This is a genomic window from Sphingomonas sp. Leaf22, from assembly GCF_001421715.1.
Lineage (GTDB): Bacteria > Pseudomonadota > Alphaproteobacteria > Sphingomonadales > Sphingomonadaceae > Sphingomonas.
The window spans coordinates 15,747-42,206 of the sequence record NZ_LMKP01000023.1 but is presented as its reverse complement, the minus strand read 5'-3'; the positions used below and the strand labels follow the sequence as shown (position 1 = coordinate 42,206).

General features: G+C 65.6%; 29 protein-coding genes, 2 tRNA genes and 1 pseudogene. 13 read left to right on the top strand and 19 right to left on the bottom strand.

The window, feature by feature from the left end; translation table 11 throughout:
• Positions 1-79: 79 nt before the first annotated feature.
• The 5 genes from ASE70_RS11045 to cpdR form a co-directional block, all read right to left on the bottom strand.
• Positions 80-1,615: an amidase gene (locus tag ASE70_RS11045; protein WP_235519832.1), complete on the bottom strand. Its 1,536-nt coding sequence runs from the start codon at positions 1,613-1,615 to the stop codon at positions 80-82.
• A 203-nt stretch (positions 1,616-1,818) separates the two neighbouring features.
• Positions 1,819-2,778: an acyltransferase family protein gene (locus ASE70_RS11040; RefSeq protein WP_056504728.1), complete on the bottom strand. Its 960-nt coding sequence runs from the start codon at positions 2,776-2,778 to the stop codon at positions 1,819-1,821.
• A gap of 452 nt (positions 2,779-3,230) precedes the next feature.
• Positions 3,231-4,322, bottom strand: coding sequence for an acyltransferase family protein (locus ASE70_RS11035; protein ID WP_162235972.1), 1,092 nt, complete (start codon positions 4,320-4,322; stop codon positions 3,231-3,233).
• 404 nt (positions 4,323-4,726) lie between these two features.
• Positions 4,727-4,801, bottom strand: a tRNA-Val gene (locus ASE70_RS11030).
• 75 nt (positions 4,802-4,876) lie between these two features.
• Positions 4,877-5,254 (bottom strand): cell cycle two-component system response regulator CpdR, encoded by a 378-nt coding sequence (gene cpdR, locus ASE70_RS11025; RefSeq protein ID WP_056394277.1) that lies wholly within the window; start codon positions 5,252-5,254, stop codon positions 4,877-4,879.
• A 101-nt stretch (positions 5,255-5,355) separates the two neighbouring features.
• Between cpdR and ASE70_RS11020 the strand changes: the two genes are divergently transcribed.
• Entirely contained in the window at positions 5,356-6,216 is an 861-nt protein-coding gene (locus ASE70_RS11020; protein ID WP_056504727.1) for an N-formylglutamate amidohydrolase, read from the top strand.
• Positions 6,217-6,400: 184 nt separating this feature from the next.
• On the opposite strand, the gene ASE70_RS11015 is transcribed toward ASE70_RS11020, so the two are convergent.
• The 3 genes from ASE70_RS11015 to ASE70_RS11005 form a co-directional block, all read right to left on the bottom strand.
• The gene (locus tag ASE70_RS11015) at positions 6,401-6,934 is read right to left on the bottom strand and encodes a cytochrome b (protein ID WP_056394268.1); all 534 of its coding nucleotides are present in this window, start codon (positions 6,932-6,934) and stop codon (positions 6,401-6,403) included.
• On the bottom strand, positions 6,934-7,719 hold the full coding sequence (locus tag ASE70_RS11010) for a SapC family protein (RefSeq protein WP_056394265.1): 786 nt from the start codon (positions 7,717-7,719) through the stop codon (positions 6,934-6,936). The genes ASE70_RS11015 and ASE70_RS11010 overlap by 1 nt, the downstream gene beginning before the upstream one ends.
• 78 nt (positions 7,720-7,797) lie before the next feature.
• Positions 7,798-9,240 carry an FAD-binding oxidoreductase gene (locus ASE70_RS11005; protein ID WP_056504722.1) on the bottom strand — a complete coding sequence of 481 codons (1,443 nt, stop codon included), beginning with the start codon at positions 9,238-9,240 and terminating at the stop codon, positions 7,798-7,800.
• 76 nt (positions 9,241-9,316) lie between these two features.
• Here ASE70_RS11005 and ASE70_RS11000 point away from each other — a divergent pair, with 76 nt between their 5' ends.
• The 4 genes from ASE70_RS11000 to ASE70_RS10985 all read left to right on the top strand — a co-directional run bounded on the left by ASE70_RS11000 (position 9,317) and on the right by ASE70_RS10985 (position 12,828).
• Entirely contained in the window at positions 9,317-9,793 is a 477-nt protein-coding gene (locus ASE70_RS11000; RefSeq protein WP_056394261.1) for a hypothetical protein, read from the top strand.
• A gap of 108 nt (positions 9,794-9,901) precedes the next feature.
• The gene (locus tag ASE70_RS10995; protein ID WP_056504720.1) at positions 9,902-11,335 is read left to right on the top strand and encodes a DEAD/DEAH box helicase; all 1,434 of its coding nucleotides are present in this window, start codon (positions 9,902-9,904) and stop codon (positions 11,333-11,335) included.
• A 4-nt stretch (positions 11,336-11,339) separates the two neighbouring features.
• Complete coding sequence (locus tag ASE70_RS10990) at positions 11,340-11,543, top strand: DUF1289 domain-containing protein (RefSeq protein ID WP_235519831.1); 204 nt, start codon at positions 11,340-11,342, stop codon at positions 11,541-11,543.
• Between the two features lie 64 nt (positions 11,544-11,607).
• On the top strand, positions 11,608-12,828 hold the full coding sequence (locus ASE70_RS10985) for an SDR family oxidoreductase (protein ID WP_056504716.1): 1,221 nt from the start codon (positions 11,608-11,610) through the stop codon (positions 12,826-12,828).
• Positions 12,829-12,867: 39 nt separating this feature from the next.
• Here ASE70_RS10985 and gmk read toward each other — a convergent pair whose 3' ends face one another.
• The 6 genes from gmk to ASE70_RS10955 all read right to left on the bottom strand — a co-directional run bounded on the left by gmk (position 12,868) and on the right by ASE70_RS10955 (position 16,630).
• Entirely contained in the window at positions 12,868-13,530 is a 663-nt protein-coding gene (gene gmk, locus ASE70_RS10980) for a guanylate kinase (RefSeq protein WP_056504713.1), read from the bottom strand.
• A 150-nt stretch (positions 13,531-13,680) separates the two neighbouring features.
• Positions 13,681-13,887, bottom strand: coding sequence for a hypothetical protein (locus ASE70_RS10975; RefSeq protein WP_056504710.1), 207 nt, complete (start codon positions 13,885-13,887; stop codon positions 13,681-13,683).
• Positions 13,884-14,183, bottom strand: coding sequence for a hypothetical protein (locus tag ASE70_RS10970; protein WP_327196831.1), 300 nt, complete (start codon positions 14,181-14,183; stop codon positions 13,884-13,886). The genes ASE70_RS10975 and ASE70_RS10970 overlap by 4 nt, the downstream gene beginning before the upstream one ends.
• Before the next feature lie 143 nt (positions 14,184-14,326).
• Positions 14,327-15,712 carry a class II fumarate hydratase gene (gene fumC, locus ASE70_RS10965; protein WP_056504707.1) on the bottom strand — a complete coding sequence of 462 codons (1,386 nt, stop codon included), beginning with the start codon at positions 15,710-15,712 and terminating at the stop codon, positions 14,327-14,329.
• Positions 15,713-15,734: 22 nt separating this feature from the next.
• Positions 15,735-16,151, bottom strand: coding sequence for a GNAT family N-acetyltransferase (locus ASE70_RS10960; RefSeq protein WP_056504704.1), 417 nt, complete (start codon positions 16,149-16,151; stop codon positions 15,735-15,737).
• Complete coding sequence (locus tag ASE70_RS10955; RefSeq protein WP_056003134.1) at positions 16,148-16,630, bottom strand: SspB family protein; 483 nt, start codon at positions 16,628-16,630, stop codon at positions 16,148-16,150. The genes ASE70_RS10960 and ASE70_RS10955 overlap by 4 nt, the downstream gene beginning before the upstream one ends.
• A gap of 81 nt (positions 16,631-16,711) precedes the next feature.
• Between ASE70_RS10955 and hisB the strand changes: the two genes are divergently transcribed.
• From hisB to hisF, 5 genes are read left to right on the top strand one after another with little or no spacing between them, the layout of a single operon-like run.
• The gene (gene hisB, locus ASE70_RS10950) at positions 16,712-17,299 is read left to right on the top strand and encodes an imidazoleglycerol-phosphate dehydratase HisB (RefSeq protein ID WP_056504952.1); all 588 of its coding nucleotides are present in this window, start codon (positions 16,712-16,714) and stop codon (positions 17,297-17,299) included.
• Between the two features lies 1 nt (position 17,300).
• Positions 17,301-17,606, top strand: a complete 306-nt coding sequence (locus tag ASE70_RS10945) for a YciI family protein (protein ID WP_056504701.1) — start codon at positions 17,301-17,303, stop codon at positions 17,604-17,606.
• Positions 17,603-18,202 (top strand): imidazole glycerol phosphate synthase subunit HisH, encoded by a 600-nt coding sequence (gene hisH, locus ASE70_RS10940; RefSeq protein ID WP_056504698.1) that lies wholly within the window; start codon positions 17,603-17,605, stop codon positions 18,200-18,202. Before ASE70_RS10945 ends, hisH begins: the two co-directional genes overlap by 4 nt.
• Complete coding sequence (gene hisA, locus ASE70_RS10935) at positions 18,202-18,951, top strand: 1-(5-phosphoribosyl)-5-[(5-phosphoribosylamino)methylideneamino]imidazole-4-carboxamide isomerase (protein ID WP_056504696.1); 750 nt, start codon at positions 18,202-18,204, stop codon at positions 18,949-18,951. The genes hisH and hisA overlap by 1 nt, the downstream gene beginning before the upstream one ends.
• Positions 18,948-19,718: an imidazole glycerol phosphate synthase subunit HisF gene (hisF, locus tag ASE70_RS10930; protein ID WP_056504693.1), complete on the top strand. Its 771-nt coding sequence runs from the start codon at positions 18,948-18,950 to the stop codon at positions 19,716-19,718. Before hisA ends, hisF begins: the two co-directional genes overlap by 4 nt.
• A gap of 172 nt (positions 19,719-19,890) precedes the next feature.
• Here hisF and ASE70_RS10925 read toward each other — a convergent pair whose 3' ends face one another.
• The 4 genes from ASE70_RS10925 to petA are packed head-to-tail and all read right to left on the bottom strand — an operon-like array spanning position 19,891 to position 23,236.
• Positions 19,891-20,442: an adenine phosphoribosyltransferase gene (locus ASE70_RS10925; protein ID WP_414881530.1), complete on the bottom strand. Its 552-nt coding sequence runs from the start codon at positions 20,440-20,442 to the stop codon at positions 19,891-19,893.
• Positions 20,439-21,305, bottom strand: a complete 867-nt coding sequence (locus ASE70_RS10920; RefSeq protein ID WP_056504690.1) for a cytochrome c1 — start codon at positions 21,303-21,305, stop codon at positions 20,439-20,441. Before ASE70_RS10920 ends, ASE70_RS10925 begins: the two co-directional genes overlap by 4 nt.
• 10 nt (positions 21,306-21,315) lie before the next feature.
• A complete protein-coding gene (locus ASE70_RS10915; RefSeq protein ID WP_056504687.1) occupies positions 21,316-22,641 on the bottom strand; it encodes a cytochrome b in 1,326 nt (441 codons plus the stop codon).
• Positions 22,642-22,651: 10 nt separating this feature from the next.
• Entirely contained in the window at positions 22,652-23,236 is a 585-nt protein-coding gene (gene petA, locus ASE70_RS10910) for a ubiquinol-cytochrome c reductase iron-sulfur subunit (RefSeq protein ID WP_082450983.1), read from the bottom strand.
• A gap of 248 nt (positions 23,237-23,484) precedes the next feature.
• On the opposite strand from petA, the gene ASE70_RS10905 reads away from it, so the two are divergent.
• From ASE70_RS10905 to ASE70_RS10895, 3 genes are all read left to right on the top strand, one after another.
• The gene (locus tag ASE70_RS10905) at positions 23,485-24,177 is read left to right on the top strand and encodes a peptidylprolyl isomerase (RefSeq protein WP_056504684.1); all 693 of its coding nucleotides are present in this window, start codon (positions 23,485-23,487) and stop codon (positions 24,175-24,177) included.
• 23 nt (positions 24,178-24,200) lie between these two features.
• Positions 24,201-25,232: a tRNA preQ1(34) S-adenosylmethionine ribosyltransferase-isomerase QueA gene (queA, locus tag ASE70_RS10900; protein WP_056504681.1), complete on the top strand. Its 1,032-nt coding sequence runs from the start codon at positions 24,201-24,203 to the stop codon at positions 25,230-25,232.
• A 37-nt stretch (positions 25,233-25,269) separates the two neighbouring features.
• Positions 25,270-25,343 (top strand) — tRNA-Gly (locus tag ASE70_RS10895).
• A 436-nt stretch (positions 25,344-25,779) separates the two neighbouring features.
• Here ASE70_RS10895 and ASE70_RS19240 read toward each other — a convergent pair.
• Positions 25,780-26,115, bottom strand: a pseudogene (locus tag ASE70_RS19240) (transposase); the annotation flags it as partial.
• Between the last annotated feature and the right edge of the window lie 345 nt (positions 26,116-26,460).

The following is a 26,460-nucleotide window of genomic DNA, read 5'->3' as shown; positions in this document are numbered from 1 at the left end:
GAATGCCTTAGCTGCGCCCCGGCCTTCGCCGGGGTAGGCTGAAATTGTGGTCGAGCACTGGAACGTTGCTGTTTGGCCCCTACCGAACGCCTTCCAGCCCCCCGCCCACCTCGGCACGCTCCGCGTAACGCGGCGCAATCCGTGCCTGCGTTTTCTGTTCATAGGCATAGCCGGCGTTCAATACCTGCTGGTCGGCACCACCCGTGCCGATGAACGACAGACCGACCGGCAGCCCCTGCGCAAGCCCCATCGGTACGGTCAGGTGCGGATATCCCGCCACCGCCGGCAGTTCGGACGCCGACGGGCCGCCATATTGGTCACCATATACCGGGTCGCTGAGCCACGCCGCGCCATAGGTCGGCTCGACCAGCAGATCGACTTTCGCGCTTTTCAGCATCGCGTCGATCCCTTCGGCACCCGCCAGCCGCAACGACTTCGCCCGCGCCGCGCGGTAGGCGGGGTCGTTCAGGCCCCCCGTCTTTGCCGCGGCCTCGAATGTTTCCTGTTCGAAGAACGGCATTTCGCGCGGCGCGTTCGCGCGGTTGAAGGCGATGACCTGATCGAGGGTGCGGGTCTTCACTGCCACCGGGGTGGTGGCGAGATAGGTGTTCAGGTCGGCCTTCAACTCGGTCTGGAGTACCAGCAGCTCGGCCTCGCCCAGCCCGTCGAGCTTGGGCGGCGTTACCTCGACCAGTGTCGCGCCGCCCGCGCGCAGCACCGCGAGTGCCGCGTCGAACCGCCGGGTCAGCGGCTGCGTCATCCCCTTTGGCCGGATCACGCCGATCCGCCGCCCTTTCAGCGCGTAGACCGACAAGCCAGCGACATAATCCCGGACCTCGGTCCGGGCGGTGGCGGGATCGGTCGCATCGGGTCCGGCCATTGCCGACAGCAACAATGCCGCGTCGCGCACCGATCGCGCCATCGGCCCGGGCGTGTCCTGGCTATGGCTGATCGGCACCACCCGGCTGCGGCTGATGAGGCCCAGCGTCGGCTTGAACCCGACCAGTCCGTTGATCGACGAGGGGCAGACGACAGATCCATCGGTCTCGGTCCCGACCGCCGCCGCCGCGAAGCTGGCCGCGACCGCCGCGCCCGATCCCGAGGACGATCCGCAAGCGGTACGATCGAGCGCATATGGATTGCGCACCAGTCCGCCGACCGCGCTCCACCCGCTCATCGACCGGGTCGATCGGATATTGGCCCATTCGGACAAATTGGTCTTGCCGAGGATCACCGCCCCCGCCCGCCGCAGATAGGCGACCAGCGGCGCGTCCCGCCCGGTCAAGTTGTCCCGCAACGCAAGGCTGCCGGCAGTAGTCGCAACCCGGTCCGCCGTCTCGATATTGTCCTTGATCAGGATCGGTACGCCATGCAGCGGCCCCCGCACCCGCCCGCCCCGCCGCTCGGCATCGAGCGCCGCCGCCTGTTGCAACGCATCCGGGTTCAGCGCGATGACGCTGCGCAGCGTCGGCCCGGCGCGATCCATCGCCGCAATCCGGGCGATATAGGCACGGGTGACCGCGACGCTGTCGGTCGCCCCCGCGCGCATCTGCGCCTGCAACTGATCGATCGACACTTCCTCGACCCGCTGCGCGGCAACAGGCGTCGCAGCCATCAGCACGGTCGCAGCGAGACCAATCCATCCGTAGCAGCGCATCGCTATTCTTCCCCTCATTTGGGAGAATGCTAACAAGGATCGCGTTACGCGCAATGGCCGTGGCCGAACCGGACGACGTACCTTCCCTGGCGTGGCGTTCATCCCGACCGCGACGAACCGCTGCGGGAACCAGCTATCGAGACGGCTACCCGCAACAAGATTCACGCACTGGCCGGACGGACCGCGGCCGGCTTGCCGAACTTCGGAAAGGCGAAAAGCCACTGCACGGGCTTCGATCGCTCAGACGAGACCGACAGGATCAGTCCGACCGACAATGCAAACACGATGCTGGCGACGACGAGAATGTCGGTATTGGTGACACCGAGCCGGACCGCCATGACATCGAACAGATAGATGGCGGGGAAATGGCTGACATAGAATTTCAGCGAATTGCGGCCGACATAATTGGGCAGATGCGTCCAGCGCCGGTCCGCGACCTTCCGCGACAGATGGCATGCCGCGATGACGAAGGCGAGGGTGAGCGCGATGAACGCCGGTCCGGACTTGAAGTCGAAATAGGCGGCAAGAACACCGCCAATCGCGGCGACTGCTGCCGCGATCAAGCTTTCGCGCCGATCGATGAGGGCGAGGAAGGCATCCCAATGCCGACCGGCAAATGCGCCGAGGAAGAAGAAAGTCATCAGGTAGAACATGCGCGTATGGACGACGATGCCGGGCGACCCGAACGACACCAGTACCGCAATCCCAAAGATAGCCGCGCCAACGATGAGGAAATTGAACGACTTCACAAGATAGGCAACGAAATAGAAGATGCCGATGAAATACAGAAACCAGAGGTAACTCCCGGCATTCAGGAGACTGAAGATCGCCGGGACGCTGCCCACGTCGCGGGAAAAGACGATGGCCGTGACCGCAGACCAGATCAGATAGGGCCACCAGACACTGCGCAGTTTGCCGAGGAAGTAGGTAGCCGACCCCTTTTCCAGCGACTTGGGCAACAACAAGCCAGACAGGAACATCAACGTCGGCATTCGGTAAAGCGCGAAGAAGTCGGTGATTTCTTTGAGCCAAGCAGGTGGTACCAGATCGACCCGGCTCAGGATCGTCACCGAATGGAACGCCACGACCAGCAGGATTGCCAGACCGCGCAGCAGATCCATCCACGATTGGCGAGGTGCCCGCCCTTCGTTACGTTTTGCCTGGTTCGTTACCGTCATGATCGCTGCCCCGTCCTCTGCACCCCCCGATGCAATCGAAAGCCGCAACATCAGATATACGCAGAAATGTCCAGTATATTTCTAATTACGCATTGTCCCGAATCAAATATGGCGGTCGACCCGTTAGCCGCGCGAGACATGATGACCGGTCAACTATAGATAAAATAATGCTGTTTCACAGCTTCGGAGTCGAAACATCCGGAACACCAATCGCAATGCTGGTCTATGGACTAAAGTACCAGATGCTTCGGGTTTAAAACCCCAAGCCTGTTCGATTTAAAGAATTCGAACCGGCGCTGACCCTATCCGTTCACCAGAACTTGAAGTATTCTGAACGAGCGGCGGCAAACGTTCAGGCGCGGGCGGCGTCACCCCCCGGTCGCGAGCATACCAGCCTACCGGCTGCCCGCCCGCGCCTCACGCCACATCGTGGCACCGCGAACCCGGTACCGGTCGAGGCGCAGGATGGCGCGCCTGACAGCCGACTGCATCGGCATTTCGTACAGGCGGAAGCTGACCGACGCCACGCCGACGACCGCGGCCAGAATGACAGCAATCTGCAGGGCGATCGGGACGTTCCATGCCTGCAACGCGTTCTGGACCGTGTCGGCGACCGGTTCGTGCAGCAGATAGATTGAGAAGCTGTACGCTCCAAGCCGCCGCATGACCCGGTTCGCAAAGAAGAGGCGCGCGAACTTCGTATCGATCGTGAAGGACAGCACGAACGCGCCGAACAGCAACGCCATCGGCAGGCTTTCGTAGACGCGTCCGCGCTCCCATCCGAAGCCGGTCTTGGTCGGATCGGTCGAGACGAACTCCACGAAGATCGACAGCATCAGGACGATCCCCAGACACTGGACGATCGTCGCCGAACGCTTGTCGATCCGGTCGAACTGCACGAAGCGGCACAGCACCGCCGCGCTGACGCCCGCGAGGAAAATTGGCAGCGAGTTGAAGACGGTGATGCCAGGGAACATCGGTTGCAGGACGAACATCGCCGCCAGCCCGAACCCGAAGACCGGCAGATAGCGCAGGACGTGCCGCCGCGCGACGACATACCAGAGACCGACGAACACGACGTAGAATTCGACTTCGGGCGGGATCGACCAGAAGACGTATTTGCTGCCGACAAATAGCAAATGCTTCAGCGTATCGAAGGTCGTCAGATAATAGACGAAGTCGCTGCCGAAGATGTTCGATGCGATATAGGAGCCGATGATCACCGCATAGAATAGCGGAATGACCCGCGCGATGCGCGATGCCATGAAATGGGTGACGGCGGCTCCGTCAAACGGCCGGAACAGGTAAAGATGACCCATCAGGAAGCCGCTGAGGACGAAGAAGATCATGACCCCGAACGTGCCCGAATGCGGAATATGATCATCGGACAGGCCAAGGGTCTGGAAATGGGAAACCACGACCAGCAGCGCGGCAGCGCCCCGCAGTCCGTCAAGCGCCGGAATATGCGCCGGTTTCCGGATCGGCACGTCCGTCGGTGCCTCCCCATGATGGTCTGACCGCGCCAATTCCATATCGTCTTCCCCCGAAGTTGTGGCCACCCCTTTCCCAAAAGCTGACCGGGGCGCAATGACATACAACCCCCTTTAATTTCAACCGATTTTTCGGAACGACCTTCCAAGCGAGATTAACTCTTCCGTGATTCTGACCGCTTGGAAGGACCAGCCTTAGCAATACTTCCGGCTGATGTCGCCTGATCGCGCCAGTACGCGTCGAATACGGGACGGGCCGTTTCATGGCGCAACCGCCATGCCATCGGAATTGCAAGGCGTCGCGCAGGCGGAGAACGTAAATGCCCAAGCGCCCATCGAGTCGGCGAGCCAACGCAACAACGAAAAAGCCCGCCAGGCATTCACCTGACGGGCTTTCTATATGGTGGGCGCGGCAAGGATTGAACTTGCGACCCCTGCGATGTCAACACAGTGCTCTACCACTGAGCTACGCGCCCGGCGATCTCTCTGTTGCCGGAGAGATCGAAACCGGAGTGGCGCTGTTAGCGGCGCGGTTGCCGCCTGACAAGCGCTTAATTGCTGGTCGGCACTCTTTCTTCCCCGAACAGCCGGTCGACCTCGGCAACCAGCTCGCGCAGGTGGAACGGCTTGGACAGGATACGGGCATGCGGCACCTGTCGTCCCGCCTTGAGCGTGACCGCCGCGAAACCGGTGATGAACATCACGCGCAGGTCGGGAACCATCTCGCCGGCGCGCTGGGCCAGTTCGATGCCGTCCATTTCCGGCATGACGATGTCGGTCAGCAACAGGTCGAAGCTTTCGGTGCGCAACAGCGGAATCGCCGCGGTACCGCGATCGACCGCGCTGACGCCATAGCCGGCACGTTCCAGCGCGCGCGTAAGATACTCGCGCATCACCTGGTCGTCTTCGGCCAGCAAAATCCTGTACATCCCAACCCCTTCGACCCGAGCCCGGACAGTATGCCGGTCCGGGTTAAGATTTTCCAGTGATATGCTCGACAACTGCGGCGGGCCGTGATCCTGTACGGGACATGATCCCCGCCCCCCTGTCCTTTCGCCGTTTCGGTCCGGCCGATCCGGTGTCGCCCGTGGTGGTGTCGGTGCCGCATGCCGGACGCGACTATCCGCCGGCGATGCTGTCGCTGCTGACGGTGCCGGTCGCGCGGCTGACGGCGCTGGAGGACCGGTATGTCGATGCGGTCGCACAGGGCGCGCACCGCGACGAAACGATGCTGGTGGCGACACGGGCGCGGGGCTGGATCGACCTCAACCGATCGCCGGTGCGCGACCGCGATCCGCAGGTCGATGCGGGCGCGGACCCACGCAATGCCGGCCATGCCGCATCGGACAAGGTCCGCAGCGGTATCGGGCTGATCCCCCGTCGCGCCGGCGGTGCAGACAATATGTGGCGACGCAAGCTGACCAATGCGGAAGTGGTCGAACGAATCACAACGGACCACGCCCCGTATCATGCTGCGGTGGCGGCGGCACTGGCGGCGGCGCATGCCCGATTCGGCATCGCCATCCTGCTCGACCTGCATTCGATGCCGCCGCTGGTTGGGCTCATGCCCGCGCAGATCGTGCTCGGTGACCGGTACGGGCGGAGCGCGGGCGGACAGCTGACCGCATCGATCGCGGCGGTAGTGCGCGATCATGGGCTGCCGCTGGCGATCAACCATCCCTATGCCGGCGGCCATATCCTGTCGGAACACGCCCGGCCGCGCGCCGACATCCATGCGCTGCAACTGGAGATCGACCGCAACCTGTACCTCGACGAGGCGCTCGACCGGCCCGGTGCGGGCCTCGGCAAGACCATCGCGCTGGTGCGGGCCGTGCTCGACCGGGCAGCCGACGTCGCGCTGAACATGACGCGCCGCATCGCAGCGGAATAGCTCAAGAAAAAAGCCACCCCGTGTATAACGCGGAGTGGCCAAGGTTCAGGGAGGAGGCGCGTGAAACGCGCCGCACGGTCCAACGAAAGGGGGGACATCGAACCGTGTAACCACTATTTAGGTAGCTGTCCGGACGGCTTCAAGAGCCTTTTTACATTTGACCGTGACTTTATCGCAACGCGCCTTAGCGCGTCCGCCGTCCGCCCGGCAGCATGCGCGAAACGATACCGTCGCGCAGCAGGAACTGGTGCCGCAGCGCCGCGCCGACATGGAGCGCGACCAGTCCGGCCATCAGGAAGCCGCCGACTTCATGGACCTCATGACCGGCCCCGGCAACGACAGGTGTAATCGGCAGATACGGGATCGGGAACAGCCCGAACCAGTCGAGCGGATAGCGCCTGGCCCCCGACACCATCGCCCAACCGCTCAACGGCAGGACGATCAGCAACCCATAGAACAGGCGATGCGTCCAGCTCGCCGCCAGCCGTTCCCAACCCGCAACGAAGGCGGGCAGTGGCGGCGGCGGGTTGGCGATACGCCAGACGATGCGCCCGGCGGTCAGCACCAGCACGGTGATGCCGACCGCCTTGTGAACGCCCATCGACCCGCCGACCAGGCCGATCCACAGATTGACCAGCACGAGCAGCGCGATCGTCCAGTGAAAGAAGATCGCACCGCGCGAATAACGCTGGGCGTGGAACGGCCGGGTGCCGCGCATCAGAAGGTGGGAACCGCCGCCGGCTGCGCCTGCACCTTGCCCTGCCGCATCTGCCGCGCGAACACGTCCCGCATCAGCGACAGCGAGAACAGGTGCGCGAAGATCAGCGGCAGCATGCCCGACTGCTGCATCTTGCGCAGCTGGTCGCCGCGCAGCTCGTTCAGCTTTTCTTCCGAGATCATCTGGAAACCGCGATAGACGAACGGCTGGTCGTTGCCTTCCTGCTGGATCGACACTTCGCCGTCCATCAGCAGGCCCATGTCCTTGATCTCCTTCATGAACATGCCGGTCTTCTGCCCGGCCTGCTCGAATTGCTCGTTGAAGGCGAGGATCTGCTTGGTGACTTCGCTGGGCTGATCGCCGTCGAACAGCGGCTCGCCCTCTTCGAACGGACCGATCACGTCCGACGTCGGATCGAAGCACAGCGACAGTTCGTCCGACTCCGGGCGCAGGCGCGCGAGGAGATAGGGATAGCGGCGGATATAGGCCGGGATGTAGGTTTCGGGGTCGATCAACCGGCCATCGTCGTCGAGGAAGGTGTTGACGCCTTCGTTCAGGCCCATCAGCGCCAGCGGCACGGGATCGTCACCGACCGAAAAGACAATCGGCATCCGGCGCTGCACCAGCGGGAATTCCTCGACCGTGACGGGAATCGCATGCTGCCCGGTCAGGAACGGCGCACGATCCGACGAACGGACCTTCCAGTTGCCGTGCGTCTGGCTCGAAAGCGGTTCGAGCTGGTTGTAGAACAGCGGAAGCGATTGATTCTGCGGCGCGCTGGCCATTTCAGGGTCTCCAGATACTCAATTCGGTCCGGCTGATTGCCGGACGGCCGCCCCCCCGGGCGTACCTCGTGCCACCGTCTATGGATTGGTCGCGCGGGGCGCAAGCGATACGAGCTTGCCCGGATTGAACAGCCCTAGGGGGTCCAGCCCGGCCTTGATCGCGCGCAACGCCGCCAGCCGGGCGGGCGGACCCAGCCGGTCCAGTTCGGCCAGTTTCATCTGGCCGATGCCATGTTCTGCCGAGATCGACCCGCCCGCCGCCGTCACCGCGTCATGGACGAAGCGGGTGATTACCGGCGCGTCCTGCGCATACCAGCGGGCCGGGTCGACACCCATTGGCGCGCGGACGTGGAAATGGACATTGCCGTCGCCCAGATGGCCGAAGGCGGTGGCATGGGTGCCGGGAAAGCGCGCCTCCGCGGCCGCGGCCGCCTGCGTCATGAACCGCGGCATGGTGTCGACCGGCACCGAAATATCATGCTGGACCGCCGGCCCGGTCGATTTCTCCGCCGCCGACAGCGAATCGCGCAACCGCCAAAAGGCGTCAGCCTGCGCTTCGCTGGTGGCGAGCACCGCATCCTCGATCCGTCCTGCGGCGAACCCATCGGCGAGCAGCGTTTCGAGCAGGGCCGCAGGCGGCGATTCGCCGGGGGCCGCGACCGCCTCGATCAGCAACTGCCACGGATGGTCGCCCACCAGCGGCGCACGCGCGCCGGGCACATGCGCGACGGCCAGCGTTAGCGTATCGGCGGGGATGATCTCGAAACTCTCGATCCGGTCGGTCTTTGCCTGCATCGCGCGCAGCAGGTCCAGCCCCGCCTGCGGATCGCCGATCCCGACCCAGGCGACGGCACGTTCGGCGATGGCCGGGGCCAGCCGCAAGGTCGCGGCGGTGACGATGCCGAGCGTACCCTCCGCCCCGACCAGCAACTGCGTTAGGTCGTACCCGCGATTGTCCTTGGGCAGTACCGCCAGCCCGTCATGCACCGATCCGTCGGGCAGCACCGCCTCGACGCCCAGCACCAGCCGCCGCATATTGCCCCAGCGCAGCACCTGCGTCCCGCCGGCATTGGTCGACACCAGCCCGCCGATCGTCGCACTGCCCCGCGCGCCCAGCGTCAGCGGGAATCGCTGGTCGGTATTGGCGGCGGCTTCGTGCAGGTTCTGAAGGATGACGCCAGCTTCGGCGACCGCCTGTCCCGGATCGATACGCCGCAGCCGATCCATCCGCCGGAGCGACAGCAACACCGCGTCGCCCTGCGCCGACGGGGTCGCGCCGCCGACCATCGACGTATTGCCGCCCTGCGGCACGATCGGCACGCCATGTTTCGCGGCCAGCGCGACCAGCGCAGCGACCTGTTCCGTAGCGGAAGGTTCGAACAGCGCCGCGCTTCGCCCATGAAAGCGCCCGCGCCAGTCGGTCAGCCACGGCGCGATCCGTTCGACATCGGTGGTGACGATCCGGTCGCCCAGCCCCGCACGGGCATCGGCGACCATTGCGGCGACGGGCGACGGCATCATGGAGCGGGCGGTAGCACCGCTATCCCCTTGCGACCAGTTCATCTGCGGTTAAATTCCGATCGGAGATGTTCACCGCGTGACCGCCCTGCCGCTTCCCGCAGCGACCCTGATGTTGCTCCTGCTCGCGCTGCCCGGTGCCGCGCAGCGCCGGCTCGCCGACCCGCCGGCGACGACGGTGTTGCGGACCGAGATGCGCATCCAGCGGATGATCATTCGCGTCCCCCGCGCGCCCTTCGCCCCCGTCGCGTTCAGTGCGCCGCGTGCGCTGCCGCCGATCCAGTGGATCGAAAAACGTACCGACCGCTGCCTGCCCCTACAGAATGTCGCGGCGGTGACGATCAGCCGCACCGACAGCGTCGATCTGTTGCTGAACGGTGGCGGGCGGGTGCGGGCGCGGCTCGCCGACAATTGCCCGTCGCTCGATTTCTATGCCGGCATGTATATCAAACCGAGCAGCGACGGGCGGATGTGCGCGTCGCGCGACGTCATCCGCTCACGCACCGGCGGACAATGCCGGATCGCGCAGTTCCGCGCGCTGGTCCCGGCGCGCTGAATTGCGGACGGCGCACACGCCAACCTTGACTTTTCGGACATTTTCCGCGACGCGCGGTCCGATTTACCGGAGCGCGGGCCTGTTGCGTTCCCCAGCCATGGAACCGCAATGACCTTCGCCGATCTCGGCCTGTCCGACGAACTGCTGCGTTCCGTCAACGATTCGGGCTATACCGAACCGACTCCGATTCAGGCGGCGGCGATCCCGTCGGTGCTGATGATGCGCGATCTGGTCGCGATCGCCCAGACCGGCACCGGCAAGACCGCGTCGTTCGTGCTGCCGATGATCGACATTTTGGCGCAGGGGCGCAGTCGGGCACGGATGCCACGCTCGCTGATCCTCGAACCGACGCGCGAACTCGCCGCGCAGGTTGCCGAGAATTTTGAGAAATATGGCGCGAACCACAAGCTGTCGATGGCGCTGCTGATCGGCGGCGTGTCGATGGGCGACCAGCTCGCCGCGCTCGAAAAGGGCGTCGACGTGCTGATCGCGACGCCGGGCCGGCTGATGGACCTGTTCACGCGCGGGAAGATTCTGCTGACCGGCTGTTCGATGCTGGTCATCGACGAAGCCGACCGGATGCTCGACATGGGGTTCATTCCCGATATCGAGGAAATCTGCACCAAGCTGCCCAAACAGCGTCAGACGCTGTTGTTCTCGGCCACCATGCCGCCGCCGATCAAGAAGCTGGCCGACAAGTTCCTCGACAATCCCAAGACGATCGAGGTGTCGCGCCCGGCATCGACCAATCTGAACATCGCGCAGCATGTCGTACCGGTCAGCGCCGCGAAGAAGCGCGAAGTGCTGCGCACGCTGCTGGCGACCGAAGAAGTCCGCAACGCGATCATCTTCTGCAATCGTAAGACGACGGTCCGCGAACTGAACAAGAGCCTGCAGCGCGCCCGCTTCCGCTCGGCCGAAATCCATGGCGACATGGACCAGTCCGCCCGCATCGCCGAACTGGAACGCTTCAAATCGGGGGACGTCTCGATCCTCGTCGCCTCGGACGTCGCGGCGCGCGGCCTCGACGTGAAGGGCGTGAGCCACGTCTTCAACTATGACGCGCCGTGGCATCCCGACGATTATGTCCATCGTATCGGGCGCACCGGCCGCGGTGGCGCGACCGGCATCGCCTATACGCTGGTCACGCCCGATGATGCCGAGAATATCGCCAATATCGAAAAGCTGACCGGACAGAAGATCCCGGTCCTGAACATGGACGATGCCGCCCCCGAACCGGCAACCGCCGAGGTTGAGGCGGTCGAGGAAGCACCGCGCCGTGGCCGTCGCAGCCGTCCCGCCGCCGAAGCCGAGGCACCCGAGGCCCCGCGCGAGCGCGAGCCCCGTCCCGAGCGCGAACCGCGTGCCGAGCGTGCGCCACGCGCCGAGCGCGAGGAACGCCGCCCCCGTCGCGAACGCGAGGAACGCGCACCCCAGCAGCGCGACGAACGCCCGGCGCGCTACGTCCAGCAGGACGCGGTCGAGGATGGCGGCTGGAACGGCCCCGTCCCCGCCTTCCTGAATGTCCGCATCCCGCTCTGATCCGGTGGACGACGTGTTCGAACCGGTCGCTGCGCAGGCGATCGAAAGCCCCTGCGTGCTGGTCTGTTCGATCGATACCGACACCGGCTGGTGCCTCGGCTGCGGACGGACGCGCGACGAGATCGCGCGCTGGACCGCGATCGACAGTGAGGCGCGCCGCGCGGTGATGGCGGTGCTGCCGCAACGGATGGCGGTGCTGGAACAATAGCTTGCCCGGACCCCGGACGGTTGCCGTGCGTTAGCGCGCCATCCAGACATTCGGAGGTTCCCCCATGGCCGTCACGCTCAAGCCGCTGTCCGAACAGACCATCGTCATCACCGGTGCCTCGTCGGGGATCGGCCTCGCCACCGCCCGCCGTGCGGCGCGTGAAGGCGCGAAGGTACTGCTGGTCGCCCGCAACGAAGACGCGCTGCGCGAGGCGACCGAATCGATCCTGCTGCGGGGCGGCAAGGCGGAGTTCCTCGCGATTGACATCACCGCCGCCGATGCGCCCGAACGGATAGGGGCGAAGGCACGCGAGGCGTTCGGCGGGTTCGACACCTGGGTGAACGACGCCGCCGTCGCGCTCTATGCGCGGTTGGAGGCGACCGGCATCGATGAGCAGCGCCGGGTGTTCGACGTCGGCTATTTCGCGACCGTCGCCGCCTCGCTCTATGCGGCGCGCGAACTGACGGCGCGGGGCAGCGGGGCGATCGTCAATCTCGGGTCGATCCTGTCCGACCGGTCGGTGCCGGTGCAGGGCGCGTACAGCGCAATGAAACATGCGGTACAGGGCTTTACCGAAGCGTTCCGGATGGAGATGGAGGCCGAAGGCCGCCCGGTATCGGTGACGTTGATCAAACCCGCCGCGATCGACACCCCCTATCCCGAGCATGCCCGCAACCGCATGGACAAGCCGGCGCGCGTCCCGCCGGTCGTCTATGATCCCGAACTGGTCGCCAAGGCGATCTGCTTTGCCGCCGCCCATCCCAAGCGCGACCTGACCATCGGCGGCACCGGCATGGCGATGACCAAGATGAGCAACCTGCTGCCGCGCAGCGCCGACCGGTTCATGGAAATGTTCTTCAAGGAAGAGGCGCAGACGATCGACACCCCCGCGACGCCCGGTGCCAAGGACAATCTGTTCGAACCGCGCAAGGACGGCCGCGAACGGTCGAACCAGGACAACCATGTCCGTAAGCAGAGCCTCGCGCTCGAAGCGCAGATGCGGCCATGGACGACCATGGCGATCCTGGGCGGAGTCGGCGTCGCGGCGGGCATGCTGCTGTCGCTCCGCGGATCGACACCGCGCCGGACCGACGACGAGGTGAAGTTGCTGCCGCCACCGACCACGGCGCATCAGGCGGATGGCAGCGATTCGTCGGCTTCCTATGCGGCGGGGAGTGCCGATGAGAGCACGATCCCCGAACCGCACGAACCGGTGTTTTCCGAACGTCCGGTCGGCGCAGTCGAAGCGCCGAATGCGGCCGATATCAAGGTCGCACACCCCTGAACGCCAGACGCCGCCCCTCCCTTCCGGGGGAGGGCGGCTTCACTCGCCCGGCGCGCGCAGCAGCTTGCGGATGAAGCCGATCAGCCCGGTCTGCCGCGACCGGCGCAGCCGTTCCGCAGCGAGGATCGTCTGCACCTTGCGGAAGCAATCCTCGACATCGTCGTTGACCAGCACATAGTCATAGCTGTCCCAATGGCTGACCTCGGCCGCCGATCGCGCCATGCGGGCGTCGATCACCTCTACGCTGTCGGTGTTGCGCGACACCAGCCGTTGGCGCAGCTCGGTCATCGACGGCGGCAGGATGAAGACGCGGACGACGTCACCGCCGGCGATCTGGAACAGCTGTTGCGCGCCCTGCCAGTCGATGTCGAACAGTACGTCCTTGCCCGCGCTCAGCATCGCTTCGACCGGCGCGCGCGGCGTACCGTAGCGGTTGCCGAACACATGCGCCCATTCGAGAAATTCATGGGCGGACACCATGCGCCGGAACTCTTCGAGGTCGACGAAGTGGTAATCCTTGCCGTCGACTTCCCCCTCGCGCGGTCCGCGGGTGGTGGCGGATACCGACATCGACAGGTCGGTTTCGGCGGCCAGCAGCTTGCGTGCGATCGTCGACTTGCCCGCCCCGGATGGAGAGGACAGGACGAACAACACCCCCCGGCGCTTGAAGCCGTGGAGGTCGGGGTCTGGCAGATGGCTCATGGCAGGGCCTCATCGCGCGTGCGGGCGCACGACGTCAAGGGGCGACGGAATACCGTCGCCCCTGATGTTCACCCACGTGTCGCGGATATCATGCCCGTCCGATGCGTCGGGTGGCAGCGGTTTCCGCCGTCGGCGGGAACCGCAACGCCATCAATAGCCGCGTCGCACCTTGTCGACCTTGCGGCGGTCATAGGCCTTTTTCGCGGCATAGCCGCCGCCGAGGATCATGCCGAGCGGCCCCATGCGCCGCATCACGCTGCCGGCGACCCAGCCCATCGCCGCACCCTTCACGCCACCGCGTCCGTCGCGGCGACCCATTTCGCGCCCGACCAGTGCGCCGATAATCCGTCCGATCATGCTGCATCCTCCGTTTCGAACAGTTGCGCCTTCAATTCGCCGGCACCGCGCAACACCGCCCAGCCGACGGCATAGGTAATCGCCATGGGCACGACAATCTTCAAAACATTGGCGACGACGGCACCGTTGATGGCACCGTCGAAGCTCGAATCATCATCACCGCTCATCTTGTCGATGGCGGCACCGACCAGTGCGCCTATCGTCGTTGCACCCATGACTTCCTCGCTAACATTATACGGATACAGCGCGGGAAAGGCCGGGATGTTCCCTGCAACCGACGCTCGCCGGATGCCCATCGACGCCAAAGGTCACAAAAGTCACACTCATGCAGCTTGCGCGCACTGTGCGACACCATCGAACCACCTTGTCAAACAACGTGGGCAGCGATGCTCAGCCGACGGCATGGCACAAGCCGACCGTGTAGGACAGGCGATCGGCGCTATCCGACCATCGTCTCCGGCCGGACCAGCCGGTCGAACGTCGCTGCATCGACCAGCCCCAGCGCCAGCCCGGCTTCACGCAGCGTCAGCCCCTCGGCATGGGCGTGCTTGGCGATCTTCGCGGCATTGTCATAGCCGATCTCGGGCGCGAGCGCGGTGACCAGCATCAGCGAGCGTTCGACCAGATCGGCGATCCGCGCGTGGTTCGACTCGATCCCGTCGACACACCGCTCGGCAAAACTTGCCATGCCGATCGCCAACAGATCGATCGAGCGCAGCACCGCCGCACCGATCAACGGTTTGAAGACATTGAGTTCGAGATGCCCCTGCATCCCCCCGACCGTCACCGACAAGTGATTGCCGATCACCTGCGCCGACACCATCGTCAGCATCTCGCACTGGGTCGGATTGACCTTGCCCGGCATGATCGAACTGCCCGGTTCGTTCGCCGGCAGGTCGATCTCACCCAGTCCCGAACGGGGGCCGGAACCGAGCAGGCGGATATCGTTGGCGATCTTCGTCAACGCGACCGCCAGCGTATTGAGCGTGCCCGACAGCTGGACCAGCGGGTCGTTCGACGCCAGCGCCTCGAACTTGTTGGGTGCGGTGACGAAGGCGTGGCCGGTGATCGCGGCGATCTCCGCTGCCACCCCCTCGGCAAAACCGGGCGCGGCGTTCAGGCCGGTGCCGACCGCCGTGCCACCCTGCGCGAGGCGGAGCAAGTCCCCTTCGGCGGCCTGCAACCGCCGCTTCGCATCGCGCAACTGCGCGACATAACCCGAAAATTCCTGGCCCAGCGTCAGCGGCGTCGCATCCTGCAGATGGGTGCGACCGATCTTGACGATGTCGGCCCATTCCTTCGCCTTTGCCGCCAGCGAGTCCGCCAGCCGGTCGAGCGCCGGGATCAAGTCGCGGTTCAGCGCGACGACCGCCGCGACGTGCAGCGCGGTCGGGAAACTGTCGTTCGACGACTGCCCCTTATTCACATGGTCGTTGGGGTGGACCGGCGACTTGCCGCCACGCTTGCCGGTCAGCGCTTCGTTGGCGCGCCCGGCGATCACTTCGTTGGCGTTCATGTTCGATTGGGTGCCGCTGCCGGTCTGCCAGATGACCAGCGGGAATTGATCGTCGAGCTTGCCCGCAATGACCTCGCCCGCCGCTGCCTCGATCGCATCGGCGATGCTGCCCTCCAGACCATGCGCCCGGTTCACCCGCGCCGCCGCCTGCTTCACGATCGCCAGCGCATGGACGATGCCGATCGGCATCCGCTCGGACGAAGGAAAGGGGAAATTCTCGATCGAGCGTTCGGTCTGCGCGCCCCAATAGGCGTCGGCTGGAACCTCGATCGCGCCGATCGAGTCGGTTTCGGTACGGGTGTCAGTCATCCCCCGAAAACCCGTGGGCGCGTCAGTCGATCCGTTTCGATAGGAAGAAGCGCGCATGGCCCGGCGGGAAATCGTCGATCGTGCCGAAATGACCGAAGCCCAGCTTCTCGTAAAAGCCGCGCGCCTGAAAGCTGAACGTGTCGAGCCAGATGCCGATGCAATCCGCCGCGCGCGCCAGTTCTTCGGCCCGCTGCATCAGGTCACGGCCGATCCCCTGCCCCTTCAACGCCGGGGAAACCGCCAGAAACTCGACGAACAGCCAGCGATAGCCGATCTTGCCCCACAGCCCGCCGGTGATCGTGCCCGCATCGTCGCGGACCACGATCGCGACCTGCCGTCGTTCGGTCGGCCCGACCGCGGCATCGTTATGCGCCGACAGGATGCGCAGGATCGCCTCGCGCTCGCCCTCACCCGGCGCGGCGACGACCTCGATCGTCACTTCTTGCGTTTGAAGTCCACCGCGACGACGTTCGACCCGTCCTCGCTGGTGGCGATCGGCGCGTCGTTTTCGGGCGGATCATGCGGCTCGGGTTCGTCGCCCGGTTCGTCATTCGCCTGAAAGCGCAGTTCGAAATTGACCGCCGGATCGTGGAAACCGGTGATCGCCGCGAACGGAATGACCAGCGTCGACGGAATGCCGCCGAAGCTCAGGCCGACTGAGAAGCGTTCAGCATCGACGGTCAGGTCCCAGAAACGATGCTGGATGACGATCGTCATCTCGTCCGGAAACCGTTCGATCAGCCGCCGGGGGATGTCGACGCCCGGTGCCTGCGTCTTGAACGTGATGTAGAAATGATGCTCGCCGGGTAGCGCACCGGTGGCAGAGACCTGCCCGAGCACGCGGCCGACGACGGCGCGCAGGGCTTCCTGGACGATCTCGTCATACGGGATCAGGCTGTCGGCGACGGGCTGGTTCATGGGCCTTGGGTTAGCGGCGTTTGCCCGCCCGTCAAGATTCGTTGCGTTGCATGGGCCACGCCACGCGCTATGGACACGGCCATGCGCACCGCCACCATCGCCCGCAAGACCAGCGAGACGTCGATCGACGTCACGGTCAATCTCGACGGCACCGGCACCTATGACGTGTCGACCGGCGTCGGTTTCTTCGACCATATGCTCGAACAGCTGAGCCGCCATTCGCTGATCGACCTGACCGTGCGGACGCTCGGCGACCTGCATATCGACGCGCACCATACGGTCGAGGATACCGGCATTGCCATCGGCGAGGCGTTCGCCAAGGCGCTGGGCGACAAGCGCGGCATCCGCCGCTATGGCGACGCGCTGTCGCCGATGGACGAGACGCTGACCCGCGTCGCGCTCGACATTTCGGGGCGGCCGTGGCTGGTGTGGAAGGTGACGTTCACCCAGGCGCAGCTCGGCACGATGGATACCGAGATGTTCGGCCATTTCTGCCACAGCTTCGCACAGGCCGCCGGCATCACGCTGCACGTCGAGACGTTGTACGGCACCAACAACCATCATATCGCCGAAAGCATCTTCAAGGGGCTGGCCCGCGCCTTGCGCACCGCGACCGAGATCGATCCGCGCAAGAGCGATGCCATCCCCTCGACCAAGGGAGTGTTGTGACATGGTAGCCCGTCCGATGCAGCCGATGAGCCTCGCGATGCTCACCTATGTGAAGCCGCTCGACGAGGTCGACGTCCACCGCGACGCGCATGTCGCGTGGATCAAGAAGGCGATGGACGAGGGTGTCATGCTGATCGCCGGACGCCGCACTCCCCCGACCGGCGGCGTGCTGCTGTTCCGCGGCGAAGCGGATGCGGTGCGCGCGGTGGCGGAGACCGACCCGTTCGTCGTCAATGGCGTCGCGACCGTCGAGATCGTCGCCTTCACCATGACGCTGGCGATGGACCAGATCGGCGACCTGTTTTGATCGCACTGATCGATTACGGTGCGGGCAATCTCCATTCGGTCGCCAATGCGCTGAAGGCGGCGGGCGCAGCGGACCTGTCGATCACCGCCGATCCGGAAGCGGTGCGGAGCGCCGATCGGATCGTCCTGCCCGGTGTCGGTGCGTTCGCGGCGTGCATGAACGGCCTGAGCGCGATCCCCGGCATGGTCGAGGCGATGCGCGAGCGGGCGCTGGCCGGCGGCGTGCCGTTCCTCGGCGTCTGTGTCGGCATGCAGTTGCTGGCCACCACCGGGGAGGAATTCGGCGTCCATGCCGGGCTGGGCTGGATCGACGGCACCGTCCGCCGGCTGCCCGCGTCGCCCGGCATCACCGTGCCGCATATGGGCTGGAACGATGTCGTGCCTTGCCGCGAGCATCCGCTGCTGGTGCCGGGCGAGGCCTATTTCCTGCACAGCTATGCGTTCGATGGCGATCAGGTGCTGGCCACCACCGACCATGGCGGCCCGGTGACCGCGGCAATCGGCCGCGACAATCTGCTGGGCGTGCAGTTCCACCCCGAAAAGAGCCAGCGCTATGGCATCGCGCTGCTGGAGAGGTTCCTCGAATGGCGTCCTTGATGTCCGCCGCGACGCAGCGCGTCGGTGGCCTGACCGTATTCCCCGCGATCGATCTCAAGGGTGGACAGGTCGTGCGTCTGGCCGAGGGCGATATGGACCGCGCCACCGTCTATGGCGACGATCCCGCGCAGCAGGCGCGGCTGTTCGCCGATGCCGGGGCGGATCATCTGCATGTCGTCGATCTGGATGGCGCATTCGCGGGCGAGTCGGTCAATGGCGATGCGGTCGCCGCGATCCTGCAGGCCTTTCCCGGCCGGGTGCAACTGGGCGGCGGCATTCGTAGCCGCGCCAATGTCGATCGCTGGATTGATCTGGGCGTCGCGCGGGTCGTGATCGGCACTGCCGCGCTGGAAAACCCCGATTTCGTCCGTGAGGCCGCCGCCGCCTGTCCGGGGCAGGTCGTCGTCGCGGTCGATGCGTGGGACGGCATGGTGGCGACGCGCGGCTGGGCCGATGTGTCGACCGTCTCGGTCACCGACCTTGCCCGCCGGTTCGAGGATGCCGGCGTCGCGGCGCTGCTGTTCACCGATGTCGGCCGCGACGGGATGCTGAAGGGCTGCAATGTTGAAGCGACCGCCGCACTGGCCGCTGCCGTATCGATCCCGGTCATCGCCAGCGGCGGGGTGGCGGGGATCGAGGATATTTACGCGCTGAAGGGCAAGCCGGGGATCGAGGGCGTCATCACCGGCCGCGCGCTGTATGACGGTCGCCTCGATCTGGCGGAAGCGATCCGGGTCGCCGGCGCATGACCGTTCGGGCGCGGGTGATCCCCTGTCTCGACGTCCATGCCGGGCGGGTGGTGAAGGGCGTCAATTTCGTCGAACTGCGCGATGCCGGCGATCCGGTCGAACAGGCGCGCGCCTATGATGCGGCGGGTGCCGATGAACTGACCTTCCTCGACATCGGCGCGAGTCACGAGGGGCGCGACACGATCATCGACGTGGTGCGGCGGACGGCGGAGGTGTGCTTCATGCCGCTGACCGTCGGTGGCGGGGTACGCTCGCCCGACGATGCCCGCGCGCTGCTGCTGGCGGGGGCCGACAAGGTCGCGGTCAATTCCGCTGCCGTCGCCCGGCCCGAACTGGTCGCCGATATCGCCGACCGCTTCGGCAGCCAGTGCGTCACGGCTTCGGTCGATGCGCGGCGGGTCGAGGGGCGCTGGGAAGTGTTCACCCATGGCGGCAGGCGGGCGACCGGCATTGATGCGGTGGACCACGCGCTCAAGCTGGCGGCGCTGGGGGCGGGCGAATTGCTGGTCACGTCGATGGACCGCGACGGGACGCGCGACGGCTATGACCTCGACCTGATCCGCATCATCGCCGATGCGGTATCGGTGCCGGTCGTCGCCTCGGGCGGGGTCGGCACGCTCGACCATCTGGTCGCGGGGGTGATCGAGGGGCATGCCAGCGCCGTGCTGGCGGCGTCGATCTTCCATTTCGGCGAGGCGTCGGTGGCCGATGCGCATGCCGCGCTGGCGGCGGCGGGAGTACCGGTCCGGTCTCCGGCGCGGGGGTAAGCGGGCTGTGCCTTCAACCCATTAGTCAGATCACCCTCACCCTTCCGCGGCTACGCCGCTCCCTCCCTCTCCCGCCGGGAGAGGGAAGGGGCCCGCCCGGCGCCGCCGGGTGGGAAGGGTGAGGGCGAATCAACAAGAGCGGCTTGCGCCCCCGGCCCCTTCCGAAACCGGCCTACTCCCCCGGAAACGCTACCAGCGCCGACACGCCGATCCCCTCGGCCCGCAACGCCGCCGCCCCGCCCAGATCGGGTAGGTCGATTACGAACAACGCCTGTTCGACGCTCGCCCCGGCCTTGCGCAGCAGCCGCACCGCCGCACGCGCCGTGCCGCCGGTCGCGATCAGATCGTCGATCAGCAGCACCCGCGCCCCGGGGGCGCAGGCATCGGCATGGATGGCGATGCGGTCGCTGCCGTATTCGAGGGCATAGTCTTCGGCGATGGTAGCACCGGGTAGCTTGCCGTCCTTGCGGATCAGGAGCACGCCTGCGCCGAGCGCAAGGGCGACGGCAGGGGCGAAGACGAATCCCCGCGCCTCGATCCCCGCGACCAGATCGACCGGACCGTTCACCGCCGCGACCATGCCATCGACCGCGAGTCGCAACCCTTCCGGGTCGAGGATCAGCGTCGTGATGTCGCGAAACCGGATGCCGGGTTTGGGGAAGTCGGGAATGGTGCGGATGCGCCGGGCAATCGCGTCGGCCCCGACGTCATCCGCAACGATCAATGCTTCATGCCCCGCCAGATGTTGCGATACGCGCCAAAGGCCAGACCGGTGAAGATCAGCAGGAAGATGACCGTTGCCAGACCCCAAGTGTGGCGCTTTTGCAGGTTCGGCTCGGCCGTCCATGTCAGGAACGCCGCGACATCCTTCGCCATCTGGTCGACAGTCGCACGGGTGCCGTCCTGATACTGGACCTGGTCGTTCGCGGTCAGCGGCGGGGCCATAGCGAGGTTCAGCGTCGCGAAATAGCGGTTGAAATGCAGGCCCTCGGGCGTCTTGGCCTCGGGGAACTTGCGGAGCAGATCGGCCGGCTGCGCGCTATAACCGGTCAGCAGCGAATAGACGTAATCCGAACCGTCGTCGCGCGCCTTGGTCATCAGCGACAGGTCGGGCGGCACCGCATTGTTGTTGGCGGCCCGCGCGGCGACGTCGTTCGCGAAGACCAGCGGGAAACGGTCGGACGGCAGGTTCTTGCGCGTCGCCGGCTCGCCGGTTTCCGGATTCACGCTCGGCTGTTCGATCGCCCAGTCGGTGGCGATCGTCTTGATCTGACCCTCGTCATAGCCAAGCGCCTGAAGGTCGCGGAACGACACCAGCCGCAGCGAATGGCAGGCCGAGCAGACTTCCTTGTAAACCTGAAACCCTCGCTGAAGCTGCCGGTTGTCGAAGGTGCCGAACAGCCCCGCCGATTGCAGCCCCGCATCGCGCGGCTTTAGGTGGAATTCGTGCTCGGCGGAATGGACCGGCTCGTCGTGCAGCATGCCGCCTACGGTCGAGAAGATGCCGAGCAGTAGTGCGAACAGGAAACCCGCGCCGACGACGAGGTTGAGGTTGCGGGCGAGAAAACGGGAAGCGAAGGAGAGCATCGTGATTCCCTTACTCGGCCGCGGCCGGGCTGTTGTGCCCCGGAAGGACGGACCCATGGGCGGCGGTCTGCGCGAGCGAGGTGCCGCCTTCGCCCTTCAGCACCGCTTCGGTGATCGAATTGGGCAGCAGGCGCGGCCGCTCCATCGCCGACACGATCGGCAGCACGACCAGGAAATGGGCGAAATAATAGCCTGCCGCGATCTGGCTGAGCAGCACCGTGACCGGCGTCGCCTCGGCACCGCCCAGATAGCCGAGCACCAGCACGTCGACCAGCAGCACGATCAGGAACAGGCGATAGGTCGGCCGGTAATTGGCCGACTTCACTGGCGACTTATCGAGCCACGGCAGGAAGAACAGCAGCAGGATCGAGCCAAACATCGCCAGCACGCCCCACAGCTTCGCCGGGAAGATGAAGTCGACGGTGAACGCCTTCAGGATCGCGTAGAAGGGCAGGAAATACCATTCGGGCACGATGTGCGCCGGCGTCGAGAGCGGGTTGGCCGGGATGTAATTGTCCGGGTGGCCGAGCAGGTTCGGCGCGAAGAAGATCAGCGATGCGAACACGATCAGGAAGATGCCGAGGCCGAACCCGTCCTTGGCGGTGTAATAGGGGTGGAACGGCACGGTATCCTGCGGACCCTTCACCTCGACCCCGGTCGGGTTGTTCGACCCCGGAATGTGCAACGCCCAGATATGCAGGACGATCACGCCCGCGATCACGAACGGCATCAGATAATGGAGCGAGAAGAAGCGGTTGAGCGCGGCGTTGTCCGGCGCATAGCCGCCCAGCAGCCAGACGCGGATCGTCTCGCCCACCCCCGGTATCGCCGAGAAGAAGCCGGTAATGACCTGCGCGCCCCAGAAGCTCATCTGCCCCCAGGGGAGCACATAGCCCATGAACGCCGTCGCCATCATCAGCAGGAAGATGACGACGCCGAGCAGCCACACCATCTCGCGCGGAGCCTTGTACGACCCGTAATAGATGCCGCGCGAGATATGCGTGTAGACGACGATGAAAAACATCGACGCGCCGTTGGCATGGGCATAGCGCAGGAACCAGCCCGACGGCACGTCGCGCATGATGCGCTCGACCGAATCGAACGCGACCGCGCCGTTCGCGGCATAATGCATCGCCAGCACGATGCCGGTGATGATCTGCACCGCCAGCGCAGCGCCGGCCAGCACGCCGAAGTTCCAGAAATAGTTGAGGTTGCGCGGCACCGGATAGCCGGCACCGACCGCGTTATAGACCAACCGGGGAAGCGGCAGCTTCTCGTCCAGCCAGCGCATCAGCGGCTGTTTCGGTTCGTAATGCTTGGCCCAGGGGAAGCTCATGACTCTCTCCTCAGCCGACCGTCACGATGGTGTCGGACGTGAATGCATATTCGGGAACGTGCAGGTTCTGCGGGGCAGGCCCCTGCCGGATACGGCCGGCCGTGTCATAGGCCGACCCGTGACACGGGCAGAAATAGCCGCCGAACGGGCCCTTGTTCTCGCCCTCGCCCGCGCCCAGCGGCACGCAGCCGAGATGGGTGCAGACGCCCAGCGTGATCAGCCAGTTGTTCTTGCCGGTCTTGGTCCGCTCGGCCAGCGTCTGCGGATCGCGCAGATCGGCGAGCGATACCGCATTCGCCTCGGCGATTTCCTTGGGCGTCAGGTTGCGCACGAACAGCGGCTGCTTGCGGAAACTTGCCTTGATCGCCTGTCCCGGCTCGATCGCCGACAGGTCGATCTCGGTCGTCGACAGCGCCAGCGTATCGGCGGCGGGCGACATCTGGTTGATGAGCGGCAGCGCGATCACGCCCGCGCCGACCCCGGCGAATGCCACCGCGCCGATCGACAGATAGTCGCGCCTGCGGGGATTGTCCGGCCCACCGTCCAGCGCGGTCGCGCCGCCTGCGGGTACGTGCTGATCGTCGTCAGTCGCCATTCAACAGCCCTTGTCGTCGGGCGCATGTCGCGCCCTGCCCCTCTCCGGTCGCCTTCGTGGAAGCGACGCCGGACCGATCGGTTCTCCGTCCAGTCGCACGGGGTGATAGCCGGGCGTGCGCCCGTTTGCCAATCCCTTTTGCCGAAACCGATCCATGCCGACCCATCGATGTTCAGATTGGCGCAAGCGACGACATGGTCTATGCGCCGCTGCCAGACCCAATATCCCTCGCGTGTTCCGGGAACTCCATGCGTCGTATCGCCCTATTGTTCGCTTTCCTCGCCTCGCTCCTCGCGCTGCCCGCCATGGCGCAGGTCATGGACGTGCCGGGACGCGCGCCGCCGCCGTCGACGACGGACCTGCGCAACCTGTGGATCCTCGACCTGTCGACCGGCGGGCGGGTCACAATCTGGCTGCGTCCCGACGTCGCGCCCAAGATGGTGTCGCGGATCAAGACGTTGACCCGCGAAAGATTCTATGACGGCCTGAAATTTCACCGCGTGATCGACGGCTTCATGGCGCAGGGCGGCGATCCCGATGGCGACGGCACCGGCGGCTCGAAGCTGCCGAACGTCGAAAAGGAGTTCAACTACCTGCCGCACGTCCGCGGTGCGGTGGCGGCGGCGCGGGCCAATGACGAGAACAGCGCGAACAGCCAGTTCTACATCATGCTCGCCCCGCGCCTCGCGCTCGACAAGAAATATACCGTGTTCGGGCGGGTGATCGACGGCATGCAATATGTCGATGCGATCGAAAAGGGCGAGCCGCCGGCCAACCCGTCGCGCGTCGTCCACGCCTATATCGCCAGCGACAATCCCCCGGCCTATCAGCCCGAAGCGCCGGTCGCCCTGCCCGAGACGGTCGCACCGCTGCCCGCCACCGCGCCGCGCCCCCGGCCCGCCGCCGCGCCCCGGCGGACCCAGCCCGCCCCCGCCCGCTAACCCCGGGCGAGCGACGACCGGCGATGCACGTCGACCTGTTCGATTTCGAGCTGCCGACCGAGCGGATCGCGCTGCGCCCCGCCGCCCCGCGCGACGCGGCGCGGATGCTGGTGCTCGATGGCGATGCCACGCTCGACCGGGGCGTGCGCGACCTGCCCGCCTGTCTGCGGCCCGGCGACCTGCTGGTGTTCAACGACACCCGCGTCATTCCGGCACAGCTGGAGGGGCGGCGCGGTGACGCCGGAATCGGCGCGACGCTGCACAAGCGTGAGGGGCCGCGCCGCTGGCGGGCGTTCGTGCGCAACGGGCGGCGGCTGCGCGACGGCGACACGATCGATTTCGGCGCAGGCGTCACCGCGATCGCGGGCGACCGGGGCGAGGATGGCAGCTTCGCGCTCGACTTCGCAGGCGACGAACCGGTCGAGCTGCTGCTGGAGCGTGCCGGCCGCATGCCGCTGCCGCCCTATATCGCCGCCAGGCGCGGCGGTGCCGACGTGCGCGACGCCGAGGATTACCAGACGCTGTTCGCGCGAGAGGCGGGTGCGGTCGCTGCCCCCACCGCCGCGCTGCATTTCACGCCGGCATTGATGGCGGCGCTGGACACGGCGGGAATCGGCCATGCGACGCTGACGCTGCATGTCGGTGCGGGCACCTTCCTGCCGGTCAAGGCCGAGAATACCGACGACCACCGGATGCATGCCGAATGGGGCCGCATCGACGCCGCGACCGCTGACCGCCTGAACGCGACCCGCGCCGCCGGCGGCCGGGTGATCGCGGTCGGCACCACCAGCCTGCGCCTGATCGAAAGCGCCTGCGACGACGCCGGCCGGGTCCAGCCGTTCGAAGGCGACACCGCGATCTTCATCACGCCCGGTTACCGGTTCCGTGGCATCGACGGCCTGATGACGAACTTCCACCTCCCGAAATCGACGCTGTTCATGCTGGTATCGGCGTTGATGGGGCGCGAACGGATGCAGGCGGCGTACGCCCACGCCATCGCCGAGGAATATCGTTTCTATTCCTATGGCGACGCCTCGCTGCTCCTCCCGGCTTGACAGCACGGTCCCGCCGGCTAAGGGCTGAACCATCGACGCGGGTGTAGCTCAATGGTAGAGCAGAAGCTTCCCAAGCTTACGACGAGGGTTCGATTCCCTTCACCCGCTCCACATTCGCGCTGAACCCACATAAATTCGCCGTTCCGGCGTCCGGCCGCGCCTCGCGGGACACCGGCCTGGGCACCAAACTGTGCACACGATGGTACCCTCGGCCCGCATGAGAGGCTCGCGCCGGCGACCGGGCGAGACTTGGATATGGCCTCGATTCCCTATCGGTGGTGGCGCAGCGCGCGCTAACACTATCGCCGCAGGTTGTACCTGCGGAAAATCGTCAACCGTCCTATAACGGTCCCTCTGACCACGGCAGATCCTGTCGAGGCACGTCGTCTCGCCACCCGGCTTTCGGCGAAGGGGGGGGATGACGATGCAGATGTTCGATCGTGCCGGTCGCGGCTTTCCGAAAGCGAACATGCTGGGTTAGCCGGTTACCCGCTGCTCGGCCTGTTCGAAGGTTAGATACCCGGCGGCACATGACGTTCACCGGTCAGGTGGACGCATGCTGCTCGATGAAAGCGAACTGCCCCGCGGCATCTCTGCAAAGCCTGTCTCGAGCATCGTCGAGAGGATGCCCACGGCTTTTTTTCAGGATGTCGCGCTCCATCCACGTCCGGTCCAACCCGCGGCGTAACCGCGCGATCTCCGACGCCTGATCCGCTGGCGGGGTGCCGCTCTCCTGCAACTTGCGCTGCCAGCGACGCAGCATCGTCGGCATGATCCCCAACTCAGCGGCCACCTCGGCCTACATCCGACCGCCCGTCTCCTACAGCGCTACCGCTTCGCGCTTGAACTCCTCCGTGAACCGACGCTTCGTCGTAATCGCCATCCTACACCTCCTGGCTCCGCAAAGCCTGTCATCGGTGTCCGTCAAACGAGGGAAGATCAAGCGATCGAAAGCCGCAGTTCCGGAAGGGCTCGCCTCCGTCAGGCCGCTTACTGCAACAGAGCGACGACGCTCCCGCAACAAGTTTCCGCACATCCACCTTCCGCCGCATCTTCAGGCGGAGTGGGTGCCTTGCCAGTGCCGATGGGAGACTGACGTCCAAGCCCTGCCCGTTACAATAATGGCGAAATTCGCCGCTATCAATGATGCAAATTCTAACGTGCCTGATGTTGATGCAGATCAATCCTGCTCTTTATGTATAAAAAGTACGGAGTAGATTGTATACAT